The organism is Bradyrhizobium brasilense, assembly GCF_029714345.1.
Lineage (GTDB): Bacteria > Pseudomonadota > Alphaproteobacteria > Rhizobiales > Xanthobacteraceae > Bradyrhizobium > Bradyrhizobium australafricanum.
On record NZ_CP121669.1, the window covers coordinates 2,094,394 to 2,109,903 of the forward strand.

The 15,510-nt window shown below is 66.2% G+C and carries 11 protein-coding genes; all 11 read right to left on the minus strand.

The window, feature by feature from the left end:
- Positions 1-9: 9 nt before the first annotated feature.
- Positions 10-2,904, minus strand: a complete 2,895-nt coding sequence (locus QA635_RS09685; RefSeq protein WP_283068533.1) for a flotillin family protein — start codon at positions 2,902-2,904, stop codon at positions 10-12.
- A gap of 24 nt (positions 2,905-2,928) precedes the next feature.
- Positions 2,929-3,762, minus strand: coding sequence for a phosphoenolpyruvate hydrolase family protein (locus QA635_RS09690; RefSeq protein ID WP_253607030.1), 834 nt, complete (start codon positions 3,760-3,762; stop codon positions 2,929-2,931).
- Between the two features lie 3 nt (positions 3,763-3,765).
- Positions 3,766-5,976, minus strand: coding sequence for an ABC transporter permease (locus QA635_RS09695; protein ID WP_283068535.1), 2,211 nt, complete (start codon positions 5,974-5,976; stop codon positions 3,766-3,768).
- The gene (locus QA635_RS09700; protein WP_016847809.1) at positions 5,969-6,751 is read right to left on the minus strand and encodes an ABC transporter ATP-binding protein; all 783 of its coding nucleotides are present in this window, start codon (positions 6,749-6,751) and stop codon (positions 5,969-5,971) included. The genes QA635_RS09695 and QA635_RS09700 overlap by 8 nt, the downstream gene beginning before the upstream one ends.
- Complete coding sequence (locus QA635_RS09705; RefSeq protein WP_283068536.1) at positions 6,744-7,829, minus strand: branched-chain amino acid ABC transporter permease; 1,086 nt, start codon at positions 7,827-7,829, stop codon at positions 6,744-6,746. The genes QA635_RS09700 and QA635_RS09705 overlap by 8 nt, the downstream gene beginning before the upstream one ends.
- A 3-nt stretch (positions 7,830-7,832) precedes the next feature.
- Complete coding sequence (locus QA635_RS09710) at positions 7,833-8,843, minus strand: branched-chain amino acid ABC transporter permease (protein ID WP_283068537.1); 1,011 nt, start codon at positions 8,841-8,843, stop codon at positions 7,833-7,835.
- Between the two features lie 120 nt (positions 8,844-8,963).
- Entirely contained in the window at positions 8,964-9,782 is an 819-nt protein-coding gene (locus QA635_RS09715; protein ID WP_016847806.1) for a helix-turn-helix transcriptional regulator, read from the minus strand.
- A 136-nt stretch (positions 9,783-9,918) separates the two neighbouring features.
- The gene (locus QA635_RS09720; RefSeq protein WP_092081339.1) at positions 9,919-11,169 is read right to left on the minus strand and encodes an ABC transporter substrate-binding protein; all 1,251 of its coding nucleotides are present in this window, start codon (positions 11,167-11,169) and stop codon (positions 9,919-9,921) included.
- Between the two features lie 970 nt (positions 11,170-12,139).
- Positions 12,140-12,886 carry an SDR family NAD(P)-dependent oxidoreductase gene (locus tag QA635_RS09725; RefSeq protein WP_283068538.1) on the minus strand — a complete coding sequence of 249 codons (747 nt, stop codon included), beginning with the start codon at positions 12,884-12,886 and terminating at the stop codon, positions 12,140-12,142.
- A 120-nt stretch (positions 12,887-13,006) separates the two neighbouring features.
- Entirely contained in the window at positions 13,007-14,005 is a 999-nt protein-coding gene (locus tag QA635_RS09730) for an alpha/beta fold hydrolase (RefSeq protein ID WP_283068540.1), read from the minus strand.
- 100 nt (positions 14,006-14,105) lie between these two features.
- Positions 14,106-15,089, minus strand: coding sequence for a helix-turn-helix domain-containing protein (locus tag QA635_RS09735; RefSeq protein ID WP_310882745.1), 984 nt, complete (start codon positions 15,087-15,089; stop codon positions 14,106-14,108).
- Between the last annotated feature and the right edge of the window lie 421 nt (positions 15,090-15,510).

Here is a 15,510-nt window from a genome sequence, read left to right on the forward strand (position 1 = left end):
GGCGTGAGCTCAGTCCTTCTTGCGCGGCGTGCGCTCAGGTCGCGCCGGCTCGCCGCCGCCCTCGGGCGCCGCCGGCTTGGCCTCGCCGCCGCTCTTGCGCGCGGAGTCCTTGATGCCTTGCATGTCTCGGGCTTCGCGGATCAGGCCGGGCATCTTGGCGAGGCTGCCGCCTTCGACGCCGATATCCGAGAGGATCGAGTCGATCAGCGGCGCCTGCACGCGGTAGCGCAGCGCCGAGTCGATCACTTCGTCAGTGGCGCTGCGTCCGGTGCCGTTGCCATGCCCGTTGCCGTTGAGGCCGTCGACCTGGAGGATGCGGATGCCCTCGATCTTCTCCATCGGCTTGACGCTCTCGCGCACGATGCCCTCGATCCGGTCGAGCAGCTTGCGGCGGAACAGCGAGTAGCGCGCCTGATCGGTCAGCACGTTCTCGGCCTCGTTAAGCAGACGCTGCGCCTCGGCCTCGACCGTGGCACGGACCCGTTCGGCCCCGGCTGCGATCCTGGTTTCCTCGGCCTGCTTTTCGGCGAGCAGCACCTCGACGGTCTTGCGCCGCTTTGCGATCTCGCTTTCGCGCGCGGTGACGACGCGTTCGGCCGCTTCGGTGGCGTGGATCCGGGCATCCTCGGCCGCGGCTCGTGCCGCGGATTCTTCCAGTGATTTCTGATGCAGCGCGATGGCCTTTTCCATCAGCGCGGTCTCGACATCCTTCTCGCGGTTGACCTCGAGCTTGCGCAGCTCGCGCTCGCGGCCGATGCGGGCCTCGTCGAGGCCACGGTCGGAGGCGATGCGGGCGCGCTCGACCTCCTCGCGGGCGACGATCTCGGCCTCCTGCAGCGACTGGTTGCGGGCGACCTCGAGCTGCTCGATCGCACGGCGCCGCTCGATCCGGGCCGCCTCCAGCGCCTGTTCGCGCGAGACGTCGGTGGTGTCGATGTCCTTGCGTGCCACAATTTCGGCCTGCCGGACCTGCCGGTCGGCATCGATCCGCTCGGAGCGCTTGGCGGCCAGCGCGATCACGCGCTCCTCGTCGGCGAGCTCGATCGCCTTCTTCTGGTCGATGTTGAGCACTTCGCGGGTCCTGGAGGAGGCGATCCGCTCACTCTCCAACGTCAGCTCGACATCGATGCGCTGCCGCTCGATGGCGTCGCGGCGCTTCAGCTCGGCGGCCTCGATCGCCTCGGTGCGCGCGATCTCGAGCCCGCGGGTTTCGCGCTCGGCGCGGATGCGCTGCGCGGCGACCGACTTCTCCTGCGAGATCCGCGCCGCCTCGATCGCCTCGCGGGAGGCGATATCGGCTTCCTCGATCGCGCGGGTGCGCGCGATCTCGAGCGCCCGGACGTGCTCTTCCTGGGCGATCCGCGACGCTTCGGTGGCTTCGCGGGCACTGATCCCGGCAATCTCGACCGCCTGGTTGCGCTCGATTTCGAGCTTGCGCGTGGTGTGGTCGGCGGCGATGCGCTCGGCGGCCAGCATCTTCTCGCGCGCGATGCGGGCGGCCTCGACCGCCTTCTGCGCCTCGATCTCGGCTTCCTGGATGGTGCGGACCTGCTGGATCTCCAGCGCGCGGGTGCGCTCGTCGGACGAGATGCGTTCGACATTGACCGTCATGGTCTGGGCGATCCGCGCCTTCTCGGTGGCCTCGCGGGCGGCGATCTCGGCCTCGTCGACCGCGCGGGTGCGCTCGATCTCGCGGCGCCGGGTCTCCTCCTCATTGGCGATGCGGGCATCGGTGACGACGCGGTCCTGCTGGATCCGGGCCTTCTCGATCGCCTCGCGAGCGGCGATCTCGGCCTCCTCGACGGTGCGCATCCGCTCGATCTCGCGCTGGCGCACCTCGCGCTCGGAGGCGATGCGGGTGGTGTCGACCGAGCGCTGGTTGGCGATCCGGACCTTCTCGATCTCCTCGCGGGCCAGCAGCTCCTTCTCCTCAACCGCCCGCGTCCGCTCGATCTCCTTGTGCCGGGTCTCGCGCTCCGAGGCGATCCGGGCTTCGGTGATCGCCTGCTCGTTGGCGATCCGCGCTTTCTCGATGGCTTCGCGCGCCGCAATCTGGGCCTGCTCCGACTCAGTCTCGCGCAGCGCGCGCTCGCGGGCGACCTCAGTGCGCTGCAGGGCACGGCGCATCTCGATGTCGCGTTCCTGCTCGAGGCGGGCGGTCTCGCTTTCGCGCTCGATCTCCAGCGCCTGCCGCTCGGCTTCGAGGTTGCGGGAGCGGATCTTGATCATCGAGTCCTGCTCGATGTCGTTGCGCAGCTTGCGCTTGGCCTCGATGTCCTCCATCAGGCGGGTCAAGCCTTCGGCGTCGAAGCGGTTCGAGGGGTTGAAATATTCGAGGTCGGTCTGGTCGAGATCGGTGATCGCGACCGACTCCAGTTCGAGGCCGTTCTGCGCCAGCGCTTCGGCGGCATTGGCCTTGACGCGCGCGACATAGTCTCCGCGCTGCTCGTGCATCTGCTCCATCGTCATCTCGGAGGCGACCGAGCGGATCGCGGAGATGAACTTGCCGGAGAGCAGGGTGTGCAGCTGCTGCGGCTCCATGGTGCGGCGGCCGAGCGTGGCAGCGGCGATCGAGACCGCCTCGCGGGTCGGCTGAACCCGGACGTAGAAATCGGCCTCGATGTCGACGCGCATCCTGTCGCGGGTGATCACCGCGTCCTGCCTGGAGCGCACGATCCCCATCGGCAGCACGTTCATGTTGACCGGCGTGTAGTCGTGGATGAAGGGCAGCACGAAGGCGCCGCCATTGATCACCACGCGCTCGCCGAGGAAACCGGTGCGGACGAAGGAGACCTCCTTCGACGAGCGGTGATACAGCCAGTTCACGACATAGACGATGATGACGATCGCGACGATTGCGACGATGAGCCAGAGGATCAATTCACCGACCAGCATCCCCGACATCTCTTCCTCCCTTGGTCACGGCGGCTAGCGCGCGCCGATCGCCTTGAATTTGCGAACCTGATCCGTGAGCGCCCGCTCGACCGGCAGGCGTTCCATCGAGGAGGCGCCGTAGAAGCCGTGGCAGTTGCGGGTCTGCTTCATGATGAAATCGGCATCGGCGGGGTCCGCGATCGGACCGCCATGCGCGAGCACGATGATGTTCGAATTGACGCTGAGCGCGGCCTCGGCCCAGGCCTCGATGCGGGCAGGGCAGTCGGCGAGCTTTGGCGCGGTCTGCGCGCCGATCGTGCCGCCGGTGGTGAGGCCCATATGGCAGACGATGATGTCGGCGCCGGCGATCGCCATCGCGGCAGCCTCCTGCTCGCTGAACACATAGGGCGTGGTCAGCATGTTCTTCTCATGCGCCTTCGCGATCATGTCGATCTCGAGCGCATAGGACATTCCGGTCTCTTCGAGGTTGGCGCGGAAGGTGCCGTCGATCAGGCCGACGGTCGGGAAGTTCTGCACGCCGGCAAAGCCGAGCGCCTTGAGCTGGTCGAGGAAGACATCCATGTCACGGAATGGATCGGTGCCGTTGACGCCGGCGAGCACCGGCGTCCTGGTCACGACCGGCAGCACCTCGCCGGCCATCTCGACGACGATCGCATTGGCATCGCCATAGGGCATCAGTCCGGCGAGCGAGCCGCGGCCGGCCATGCGGTAGCGGCCGGAATTGTAGATCACGATCAGGTCGACGCCGCCGGCCTCCTCGCATTTCGCCGACAGTCCGGTGCCGGCGCCGCCGCCGACGATCGGCTCGCCGCGTGCGATCATGGCGTGAAACTTCTTCAACAGCGCCGTGCGTTCAAACCTGGCCATGGGTCACCTCGCTACTCTCCGCCGCACACCGGCGCGTCCGAGCAAGGGGCGGAACGCGCTGACGATGGCGGCGGTGAACTCGGGATCGTTGATGTTGCGCTTGACGCGGATGATCTGCCGGTTGCCGGTCCGGCGTACGGTGCGCTCCAGCGCGCGGAACAACGCCGCATCGGCCTCCGGGTCCCAGAATGGCTGGCCTAGTGCATCGAGCGCGGAGACGCCGCCCTCGGCCAAAAAGAAGCGCACCGGCCCGTCCATCTGGTTGAGCCGTTCGCCGATCCAGCGGCCCATGCGCTCGTTCTCTTCCGGCGTGGTACGCATCAACGTGACCTGCGGATTGTGGATGTGGAATTTGCGCTGTCGATAGGGCTCCGGGATCGTGTCGGGTGCGCCGAAGTTCACCATGTCAAGCGCGCCGACCGAGCCGACATAGGGCACGCGGCTGCGGATGATGGCGCCGAAGCGATCCTCGGTCGCCGGGAACACGCCGCCCATCAGGAGGTCGCAGACCTCGGTCGTGGTGAGGTCGATCACGCCGGCGAGTTGGCCGGACTCGACCAGCTTCTCCATCGAGCGGCCGCCGACGCCGGTGGCATGGAAGACGAGGCACTCGAAATCCTCACGCAGCTCGGCCGCGATCTTCTGCACGGCCGGGGTAGTGACGCCGAACATGGTGATGCCGATCGCCGGAAGGTTCGCGCCTGCGCTGCGCTGCTTGCCGGCCTGCTCATCGAGCCGCGCCTTAACCATGCCGACCAGCGCATGAGCGCCGTTGCCGAGCACCGTGCGCGAAATCGAGTTGAGACCCTGCACGTCGGTCACCGAATACATCATGGTGATGTCGGCGGGACCGACATAGGGACCGACGTCGCCGGACGCGACCGAGGAGATGATCAGCTTCGGCACGCCGACCGGCAGCGCGCGCATGCCGGGCGCGACCAGCGACGCGCCGCCGGAGCCGCCGGCGGAGATGATCCCGGCGATATTGCTCTGACGACGCAGCCATCGCTCGAAAGCCTCCGCCATCGCCGTCACCGAGGCGCCGCGATCGGCGCCGAACACGCCCGAACCGCCGCGGCCGTGGTTGAGTGCGATCTCCTGCGCGGTGACATCGCAGCTCGCCGCTTTGCCGCTGGTCGAGACGTCGACCAGTCGGGTGCGCAGGCCGCTGCCGGCGATGATATCGCGGATGAAGCGCAGTTCCGCGCCCTTGGTGTCCAGCGTGCCGACGACCAGCACGACGGGTGGCCCCGACGTTCTGGACGTCGTCGGTTCGCGCCGCGAGCGACTTGTTTCCTCGAGACGCGTGACGGCAGCGGATTGCGTCCGGGCGGCGGCCTCGATGCGGGCGATCGGCACCGCCTGCGACCAACGGGTCGGCAGCACGGGATTGGAGACGTAGATGCGGGTCGGCCCCTTACGTTCCGGTTGCGGGGCACCGGCCGCTTTGGCCTTCGCCGGCGTGGCCTCGACATCGGTCTCATCGGCGCCATGGGTGCCGACACCGAGCAGCCGCTGCTGCAGCTCGCGGTCGGTTGCAAGGCGCGCGGAATCGATGATGCGGTTGATCCTGCCATTGACCATGATGGCGACGTTGCGTGACACCGCCGTCGCCACACCGATGTTCTGCTCGATGACCAGCACGGAGATGTCGCCCTCATCGCCGAGCCGCAGCAGCATGTCCTCGACCTGGGCGACGATCACGGGCGCAAGGCCTTCGGTCGGCTCGTCCATGATCAAGAGATGCGGATTGGTCAGCAGCGCGCGCGCGATCGCGAGCATCTGCTGCTCGCCGCCGGACAGCTGGTTGCCCCCGTTGCTCTTGCGCTCGGCGAGGCGCGGGAAGGTGTCGTAGATTCGCTCGATGGTCCAGGCGCCGCGCCGCAGGCCGCCGGCAAGCGCAAGGTGTTCGTCGACGGTCAACGAGCGCCACAGGCGGCGGCCCTGCGGCACATAACCGACGCCGAGCCGGGCGATCCGCGCCAGGTTCAACCGTGTGACCTCCTCGCCGCGAATCCGGATCGAACCGCCGCTGGCGTGGACCAGCCCCATGATTGCCTTGCACAGCGTGGTCTTGCCCATGCCATTGCGGCCGACCACCGAGAACACGCCGGACTCGAGCGTGAGATCGACGCCCTGCAGCGCATGCGAATGGCCGTAATAGACGTCGAGGCCCTTCACCTCGAGCGCGGGCGCGGCGCGGCGGTCATTCATGGCCGCCTCCGAGATAAAGTTCCTGCACCTCGGGATCGGATTCGATCTCGCGCGGCAGGCCTTCCTTGAAGATGCGGCCGTTGTGCATCATCGTCACGCTCTCGACCACGCGCAGCGCGACGTCCATGTCGTGCTCGATGATGATGTAGCCGATATGCGCCGGCAGCGAGGTCAGGATCTCGATCAGCTCGCGCCGCTCGGTCGGCGACAGTCCTGCAGCCGGCTCGTCGAACAGGATGAAGCGCGGCGCGCCGGCGAGCGCCAGCGCGATCTCGAGCTGCCGCTGCTGGCCATGTGCAAGCTCGGCGACGCGCTGGTCCTTCACACCGCTGAGGTGAACCGCCTGGACCAGCGTTTCGGTCGCATGCATCAGCGCATCGTTCTGCCCCGGGCGCAGGAACGAGAACCGGCCGCGCGAGACGCCGCGGCAGGCGAGGTAGACGTTGTCCTGCACCGTGAGGCCGGGGAACAGCGCCGAGATCTGGTAGGTGCGACGTAAGCCCCGGCGGATGCGCTCATAGGGCGGGAACTGGGTGATGTCCTCGCCGAAGAAGCGGATCGTGCCTGATGAGGGCGGGAAGTCGCCGGTGATGCAGTTGAACAGCGTCGTCTTGCCGGCGCCGTTCGAGCCAAGCACCGCGCGCCTTTCGCCGGGCCGCACCGTGATGGTGACGTCGGTCAGCGCCGCCAGCGCGCCGAACAGCCTTGTCACGCCGCGCAGCTCGAGCGCCGCGCCGGCGCCGACCACGGACAGCCGCTGCGCGACGCTATCCATGGCGGCCTCCGCCTGAACGTTGCGTCGAGGATGCATTGCGCTGCCGCCAGCGTTCCCACAGGCCGATCACGCCATCCGACGACCAGAACACGATGGCGAGGAAGCCGAGCCCGATCAGCAGCCGGAAGCGGTTGCCGTCGAGCCCGAACTTGATCAGCACGTCGAGCGCGAAGGTCCGCAGTAGCACGAAGATCAGCGCGCCGATGAAGGGTCCGATCGGCCGCGTGATGCCGCCCACCACGGCGATGATCAGGACGTCGATGCAGGCGCCGACGCTGACCGAGCCGGGCGAGATCTGCCGGTAGTTCCAGACCTGCAGCACGCCGCCGAGCGCGGCGATGAAGGCGGCGAAGGCGTAGGCCGCGATGCGGTGCGCATTGGGGTTGAAGCCGAGCGCCGCCATGCGGCGGGAATTGTCGCGGACGCCCTGCAGCGCGAGGCCGAACGGCGCCCGCGAGACATACTGGACCGCGAAGTAGCAGATCGCGGCGACGCCGAGCGTGACATAATAGAAGGCGATATCGGCGCGCCAGTCGACGCCCCAGAAATGCGGCGTCGCGACGGTGTTGATGCCGGTGTGGCCGTTGAAGATCGCCCAGTTCTGGTTGGTGAAGTAGTAGAACGCCGCGCCGATCGCGAGCGTGATCATGATGGTGTAGATGCCCTCGGTGCGCACCGCGAGCGCGCCGCCGAGCGTGCCGAACAGCGTCGCCAGCGCCAGCGCCATCGGGGTTGCCAGCCACCACGGCCAGCCGAGGCTGATATTGGCGTTGCCGCTGATGCCGAAGACCGCGACCATGTAGCCGGCGAAGCCCGCGATGGTGAGCTGCATCAGGCTGACCATGCCGCCATAGCCGGCGAGGAACATCAGGCTGAGCGCGATGATGCCGAGGATCAGCGTGGTGGCGAATATCTCGATCAGGAAGAAGCCGTTGGCGATCAACGGCATGATCACGAGGATCAGCGCGACCAGCCAGGCCGCCGGGTTCTGGAATTCCGGCCAGGCACGGATGAAGGTGCGGCGGGTCGCATCGGCGGACGGGTCGGGGCGGAACTGGGTGCTCTGGAGCAGCGACATCTGTCATCGCCTCGCGAGCAGGCCCTGCGGCCGCAGCGCCAGCACCAGCACCATGATCAGGAAGGTGACGACGATGGCGTAGGTCGGGATGTAGACCGAGCCGAGCTGCTCGGCGAGGCCGATGATGACGGCGCCGAGCGCCGCTCCCGAGATCGAGCCCATGCCGCCGACGATCACGACGACGAGCGAGGCGAGCAGGAACCGCGTATCCTCGCCCGGCGACAGCGACTGGAAGGTGCCGCCGACCACGCCGGCAATGCCGGCAAGGCCCGCGCCGAGCGCGAACACCAGCACGAACACCAGCTGGATCCGTACCCCCGTCGCGGCCAGGATGTCGCGGTCGTCGACGCCGGCACGCACGATCATGCCGATCCGCGTACGGTTGAGCGCCAGCCACATCGCGATTCCGATCACGACTGAGGCGGCGAAGATCACAAGCCGCACCAACGGGTATTGCAGATAGACCGGCTCGCCCGATGATTTGATCGCGGTGAGCAGCGGCAGCTGGATCGGGCCGATCAGCCAGCTCGGGGTCTGGATCTGGTAGAAGTCGCCGCCGAACACCCAGAGCATCAGATCGGCGAACACGATCGACAGCCCGATCGTCACCATGGTCTGCCTGAGATCCTGACCCTCCATGCGTCGGAACACGACGAGCTGCAGGATCACGCCGACCAGCGCCACCGCGATGAAGGCGATGATGAAGCTGAGGAGCCACGACCCGGTCCAGCTGCTGATCGCGTAGCCGACATAGCCGCCGAACAGATAGAGCGAGCCGTGCGCAAGGTTGACGTTGCGCATCAGGCCGAAGATCAGCGTGAAGCCGCTGGCCACCAGGAAGTAGAGCCCGCCGAGCGTGATGCCGTTCAGCACCGCGTTGAGGAACACGCGCTTGCGGCCGATCGCGGCCTCCAGCCCCGGCGGCCAGATCGCGAACACCAGCCACGCGAGCACCGCGACCGCGATGATCACGATCAGCGCCCAGGCCGGATGGCGTTCGATGAACCTGGCCATCTCCGTCGCGTTCCCTCACTGGTCGCGACCGTCTGCCGGGCCGCGTGTCCAGTATCCTACCGAGGGCGTAAGCTCAGGATTTGATCGACAGTATCTTTTATCGTGCGCTCCGGAACTCCTTCACGGCCGCAACACCTTGGCGGCGCGGCGATAGTCGGTCGGCGCCATGCCGACATTGGCGGCGAAGAAGCGGGTGAAGCCGCTCTGCGAGGAGAAGCCGAGGTCGAAGCCGATATCGGCGATCGGCGTCTCGGTCGCGACCAGCGCATCGAGCGCCTGCTCCATGATCAGCGTGTTCATGTAGAGGTGAGGGGTGACGCCGGTCTGGGTGCGGAACAGCCGGTAGAAATGCGGCCGCGACAGCCCGGCCTCGCGCGCGATCGCATCGAGCTCGATCTCGGCGCCGGGGCTTTCCGACATCAGCTTGATCGATTTGCGCACCCTGAAATCGGTTACCGCGGCCGCCGCGCGCGCGTCCTGGGCCGCCTGCCAGCTCTCCTCGTAGCAGGAGTCGATCAGCTGCCGGAGTTCGCAATCGAGGCTGCGCAGCGACGGCGCGCCGCATACCAGTGCTGCGGTGCGGCGGATCAGCCGGTCGAGCGCTTCGGTGCGCGGAAAGAAGGTGCGGCCGAACCGCAGGCCCTGTGCCGTCGCGGGCTGCGGTGCGAACCATTCGGCGTTGACATAGAGCACGAAGAAGATCGCGCCGTGGTCCATGTCGGTCGGCAGAAAGTTGTGCGGTTCCCACGGGTTGACGGCGACGACGGTGTCGTCCTTGAGCAGCAGCCGCTGCTCCGAGACGTCGATCTGCGCCGGCGTTCCGCCGACATGAAAGATCAGATGCCCCTCGCGGTGCGCATGCACGTTGAAGGGACGGTTCAACTGATAGACCGTCGCGCGACCGAACCGGCCGTGGAAGACGGCAAGCGCCCTGCTCATGCCTCCCCTCCCGCGGGATGTTCTTGTCTTTTCGACAAGGGTTCATCATCCGCCCGCGGAAAGCAAGGGCGAGCAGGGCTCTTGATGCAACCGCGCACCATGCCGCGGCCGTTCAGCCTGCACTGCAACAAATACGTCAGTACTTCTTGCACTCCGGGACCGTGCGGCTCGGCAGGCCGATCTTGGCGAACACCGCCGGATCGTAGCCCAGCGTCTGGTTGACGTTCGGGATCACCTTGACGACCTTGCTGAACAGCGCGCCCTTGCCGTCATCGACCACCTCGGTGACGAAATTGGTGCCGATCGCCTGGCGGTTGGCGTCGAGCTTGATCTTGCCGTTCGGTGCGTCGATCTCGATCTTCGCCAGCGCGTCCTTGAGCTTGGCCTGGTTGTTGGAGAGATCGCCATTGACCTGGCGCAGCGCCAGGATCAGCGCCATCGTCGAGCCGTAATAGTTGGTCGCGAGCAGCGACGGGCTCGGAAAGCGTTTGGCCGGCGGGAAGGCATCCTGATAGGCCTTCACGAATTTCTGCCAGCCCGGATCCTCCCAGGTATCGGCCTGGCCGCTCGCGGCGATGGTGCCGATCAGCGCGTTCTTGGCATTACCCTTCGACGACAGGATGGTCTGGTCGATCATGATCGAGCCGCCCATCAGATGCGCCTTGCCGCCGGCCTGCTGATACTGGTTGAGGAAGTTGACGGCATCGGCGCCGCCGAGGCCGAGATAGATCGCGTCGACGTCGTCAGGCAGCGCGGCGATCACCGAGGCAAAGTCCTTGGTGCCGAGCGGCACCCATTGCCGGTTGGTGACCTGGCCGCCGGCGCCGCAGAACTCGAGCACCAGGCCAAACACCTGGGTGTAGATGAAGGAGTAGTCCTCGCCGACGGTCGCGATCTTGCGATAGCCCTTGGTCTCGTAGGCGTATTTGCCGAGGCCGACCTGCCACTGCGCGCCGTCCATGTTGTAGCGGAAGAAGTTCGGCGCCGGATCGACATAGGTCGTCTCCTGCGCGCCGGAGGCGGCGTTGACGAAGGTCAGCTCCGGATGGGTCTTGGCGAAGTTCTTGACCGCGATGCCTTCGTCGCCGGACAGCGGCGACAACAGGATCTGCACCTTGTCCTGCTCGATCAGCTTGCGCACCGCGCGCACCGCGGAGTCGGGCGTCGCGTCGGTCGAGGCGACGACGAATTCGAGCTCCTTGTCGCCGATCTTCTTGCCGAGCACGTTGAGCGCCGTCTGGAAGCCGCGCATGCCGTCCTCGCCGAGCACCGTGTAGGTGCCCTCGAGCGTCGCGGTGACCCCGACCTTGATCTTCTCCTGAGCGAACGCCGTGCCCGAAAGCAACAGGCTGCTCAACGCAATCAGTCCCAAACTGCCTTTCAACATCGCGCTCCTCCCTCTGCGTTGTCGCCGGCGTCCACCTGGCGTGCGAAGGCTGATGGGCGTCCGGTTGTTGCCGGCAAAGCTAGCCGAAGGCAGGCGCGGCGCGGATGTCGTCGGCGCCGGGTGGCTTAACGGGCAGTCTCATTTTGATTGTTGCGCCGCAGCGCGGCGCAATGCCGCGGAGCTTGTTCGGTGTCATCACCCGGGAAAGCGGGTGATCCAGTATATTCGAGAAACGGCGGTGCTGGAGCCGAGAGGTTGGGGCGTACTGGATGCGCGGATGACGACGCCGGAGAGGAATGCGAGCAGGCAGCTTCCTTCGCGTCGTCCCGGCGAAGGCCGGGACCCATACGCCGCGGCGGACGTTGTTGTAAGGACACGTCGTTCCAGCGATGCTTGACAATCGGAATTTGTGGTTATGGGTCCCGGCCTTCGCCGGGACGACACTCAATTTGTTGCGCGACTTGTGAGTCATACGTTTGCGTTCTCGCGACATATTTTGTCCGAGCTTTGCTCTTCTTTCCGCCCTCTCTTGAACAGAGGGCGCAGGGAAAGCCGGGTGCCGATCGCACCCATGGGCCCCGAGCAATGGGTAGAAAGCTCGGGGGTAGGACCACAGGTGTAACCGGAAACAACCCGGCTTTCCCTGCGCGATGGGTTACGGCTTATACGTGCTCTCCCCGGCGAGACTGGGCTTTTTTGTCACCGCCCTCGCAAACGCTTGCGCGCTTTGCGAGAGGACACCTGCCGCTAGGGCGTCAGGCCTGCACGATTTCGCCGTCCGCTTCATGCGCACTCGTCAGCTGCGCTTGTCGCGTCCACCGCATCTCACCGCAACACCCGTGACGATGCGCAGCGCCCCTCGATCGGGTGAGACGGGTGTTTCTATACACTGAGTTAAGCTTCGGATAAAGCGAAATATTTTTGCTGCGGGGACTTGCGCCGTCGGGCAAATCAGTGGCAGGGGGCACGCTCATGCCAGCTCCAGTCCGCCGTCGACGGTTATGATCTGACCGGTCATCCATTGCGTGGCGGGACCGGCGAGCCGCACGATCCATTCGGCCACGTCGTCCGGAAGGCCGCGTCGTCCAAGCGGGATGCGTGTGCGTTCGTGCTCCTTTACGGCCGCCGCCTGCTCGTCGCTGAGACCCATCATGCCGGTGAGCGCGCCGGATTCGGTCGGCCCCGCCGCAACGGCGTTCACTCTCACGCCGAGCGGCGCAAGCTCGAGCGCCCAGCAGCGGGTCAAATGCTCCAACGCCGCCTTGCTCGCTGCGTAGTGCGACAGGCCTGCCGCCGGCTTGTGTCCGTAGGTGCTGGAGACGTTGACGATGGCGCCGCGCGTCGGCGTCAGGTGCGGAAGCGCGGCGGCGGCGAGCAGGCTCGGCCCGACCACATTGACCGCGAAGATGTCCGCGATCCGGTCGGCCGTCGCATCTTCCAGCGGCAGGATCGCGCCGGCGCCCGCATTGTTGATGACGGCATCGAGCCTGCCCCAGGCCTCGATCGCCTTGGCGACCGTGCGCCGCGCATCATCGGCGGAGGCGGCATCCGCGATCAGGCCCGTGATGTTCGGATGCTCGGCAACCGTTTCCTCGAGGGGGCCGGGCCGGCGGCCGGTGACCAGCACCTTGTCGCCTTGCCGTGCGAAGGCGAGGGCGGCCGCGCGGCCGATGCCGGAGGTGCCGCCGGTCAGGATGATGACCTTGTCGTTCTTCATGTGATCGTCCTTTACGAAACTGCGATTGAGGTCAGGGTCGAGCGCGAGCAGCAAGAGAGGTTCACCTCTTCCCATCGGGGAGAGGCAGGCTGAAGCCGGGCTCGATCATTCGATTCAAAATCAGGCCCTTCGGGCCGAGATGAACGCGAGGATGTCGGCATTGACGATGCCGGGCTGCGTGGTGCAGAGGCCGTGCGGCAGCAGGTCATAGATCTTGAGCTGGCTGTGCTGCAGCAGCTTGGCCGACAGCAGGGCGGAATCGGAGACCGGCACGATCTGGTCGTCGCCACCATGCAGAACGAGCGTGGGAACGGTGATGGCCTTCAGGTCATCGGCGAAATCGGTCTCCGAGAAGGCCTTGATGCAGTCGTGGTGCGCCTTGGCGCTTCCGGTCATGCCCTGGCGCCACCAATTCCAGATCACCGCCTGCGATGTTTCGGCACCGGGACGATTGTAACCGTAGAACGGGCCGGATGCGAAATCGAAGTAGAATTGCGCGCGGTTGGCGGCGAGCTGATTGCGCAGGCTGTCGAAGACCTCGATGGGCAGGCCACCGGGATTGGCCTCGGTCTTCAACATCAGCGGCGGCACGGCACCGATCAGGACCAGCTTCGCCACACGATCCTTGCCGTGGCGCGCGACATAACGCGCGGCCTCGCCGCCACCGGTGGAGTGGCCGATGTGAATAGCATTGCGAAGATCGAGATGCTCGACGAGGGCCGCGACATCAGCCGCGTAGTGATCCATGTCGTGCCCGTCGCTGACCTGGCTCGATCGGCCGTGACCGCGTCGATCATGGGCGATGACGCGGTAGCCGCGGCCGAGGAAGAACAGCATCTGGGCATCCCAGTCGTCGGAGCTGAGCGGCCAGCCGTGGTGGAAGACGATCGGCTGGGCAGATTTCGGTCCCCAATCCTTGTAGAAGATGTGCACGCCATCTGTTGTCGTGATCGAGGTGACGGGACGCACCGTGTCGCCGGCGCCGGTCGGAGCTTTTGTTTCCTTGCCGACGGCGGATGTCGAGCGGATTGTCAGCGACATTGCCGACATGATCGAAGCTGTGAGCAGCTTTCGTCGCGACGTCCGTGCGAGCCGGGCGACCGAGTTGTTCCAGGCCATCTTGCTTGTCTCCTGTTGTTGGCGTGGGCATGCTGATGGTTTACGCCGTCAATTGCGCCGCTGCCCCAGAGCGATTGAGACCGTTGCAGCGCAATTGCTGCTAGCGCATGCGGCGCCGCCAATTGCTCGGCGTATCTCCCGTCAACCTCCTGAAGGCCGCGGCAAACGCGGTCTGGGAGGCGTAGCCCAGCGCGGCCGACACCGTGACGACGGACGCGTCGGTATCGCGCAGCATCTTCATGGCCTGCTCGAGTCGGTGCTGGCGCAGGAAAGCATGCGGCGAGAGCCCGGTGCTCTCCTTGAAGGCGCGGCAGAAGTGGAAGCGCGACAACCCCGCATCCGACGCCAGCGCGGCGAGCGAGACGTCCGCATCGCTGTCCGAGCGCAGGCGCTCGATGGCACGACGAAGCACCGCAGGCGACAGCCCGCCGACCGCCGGCGGCACATTGATGGTCGAGCCGGAATGCGCGACGAGCAGGCGGGTCGCCAACAGGTCCGTCAGCTGCTGCCTGAACAGGGTATCCAACGCGGTGTTGTTCTCCAGGAGGTCAGCCCCGCTGGTCAGCAATCGCGCCGTGATGGCGTCGGGATGTCCGATCCGTTCGGTCAGATCTGCCGGAGCACCCAGATCGGCTTCGCTTGCAATGCGCTCAAGCGTGGCGTGCGGAAGATAAAGCTGGATCAGATTCAAGAGTTGAGGCGAATCTGCGCGGCCCGCCGAACCGGCCGCAACGACATCCCACCGCGAGGTCGCGCCGGCGGGAATGACCGTCACCACCCCCGGCCGCGCGGTGCCGATCGCAACCGATTTTCCGCTCCGCCGCTCGAGCCGTTGAATGCCGGCGGGATAGGCCATGATGACGTGGTCGGCCATCGGCTTGACGATCTCATGCACGGGATCGTGTTGCCAGTAGGCGATCGAGCCGCCGGATGGCTCCAGAGCGAAGCGGACCGGCCTCGTCTTCAGCACGCGTGCCATTTCGGTATTGGCCGAGCGCTGGCCGGGAAGCGGCGGGCCATCCGGGCGGTCGTCGGGTGTCGCCGGCCGATCGTTCGGAAGATCATGCAGGACAGGCTTGTTCATCGATTTGCCTTCGCGCCGCTGACGGTGCCACTGATATCGAGCATGACGGCTTTCCCGGATCATGAGTGCGCGGCCGGCATGCCAGCTGGCCGCGATGCGGGAAAAAAGGCACGGTTTCCGAGACGGCGATACTGTGCCGCGGGATAGCCTCTGTTCGCCGGTCGTCAGGTCATCCCGCGTCCTCCGCTGCAGCGATCCATCCGGCTGCGAACGGGACGCCGGCGTACATGGGTTTCCATGAGGTGCGGCCGGCACGTGGCGGGGTTACAATCGGGGCGTAAACCGCCCAGCTTGATCAACTCCGGCCCTCATTTGACCAATAGCGCCAAACACGACAGTGCCGATCTTGAGGCTGCTCCCAAGATTGACGCCAAGATTGACCGCAAGGCTGATCGCTCGCGGGCGAGGCAGCCCAGCACGA

Excerpts from the sequence above, each read along its gene's own strand:
- QA635_RS09685 (WP_283068533.1), bottom strand. The coding sequence starts at position 2,904 with ATGTCGGGGATGCTGGTCGGTGAATTGATCCTCTGGCTCATCGTCGCA.
- QA635_RS09690 (WP_253607030.1), bottom strand. The coding sequence starts at position 3,762 with ATGGCCAGGTTTGAACGCACGGCGCTGTTGAAGAAGTTTCACGCCATG.
- QA635_RS09705 (WP_283068536.1), bottom strand. The coding sequence starts at position 7,829 with ATGTCGCTGCTCCAGAGCACCCAGTTCCGCCCCGACCCGTCCGCCGAT.
- QA635_RS09715 (WP_016847806.1), bottom strand. The coding sequence starts at position 9,782 with ATGAGCAGGGCGCTTGCCGTCTTCCACGGCCGGTTCGGTCGCGCGACG.
- QA635_RS09700 (WP_016847809.1), bottom strand. The coding sequence starts at position 6,751 with ATGGATAGCGTCGCGCAGCGGCTGTCCGTGGTCGGCGCCGGCGCGGCG.
- QA635_RS09710 (WP_283068537.1), bottom strand. The coding sequence starts at position 8,843 with ATGGCCAGGTTCATCGAACGCCATCCGGCCTGGGCGCTGATCGTGATC.
- QA635_RS09730 (WP_283068540.1), bottom strand. The coding sequence starts at position 14,005 with ATGGCCTGGAACAACTCGGTCGCCCGGCTCGCACGGACGTCGCGACGA.
- QA635_RS09720 (WP_092081339.1), bottom strand. The coding sequence starts at position 11,169 with ATGTTGAAAGGCAGTTTGGGACTGATTGCGTTGAGCAGCCTGTTGCTT.
- QA635_RS09735 (WP_310882745.1), bottom strand. The coding sequence starts at position 15,089 with ATGAACAAGCCTGTCCTGCATGATCTTCCGAACGATCGGCCGGCGACA.
- QA635_RS09725 (WP_283068538.1), bottom strand. The coding sequence starts at position 12,886 with ATGAAGAACGACAAGGTCATCATCCTGACCGGCGGCACCTCCGGCATC.
- QA635_RS09695 (WP_283068535.1), bottom strand. The coding sequence starts at position 5,976 with ATGAATGACCGCCGCGCCGCGCCCGCGCTCGAGGTGAAGGGCCTCGAC.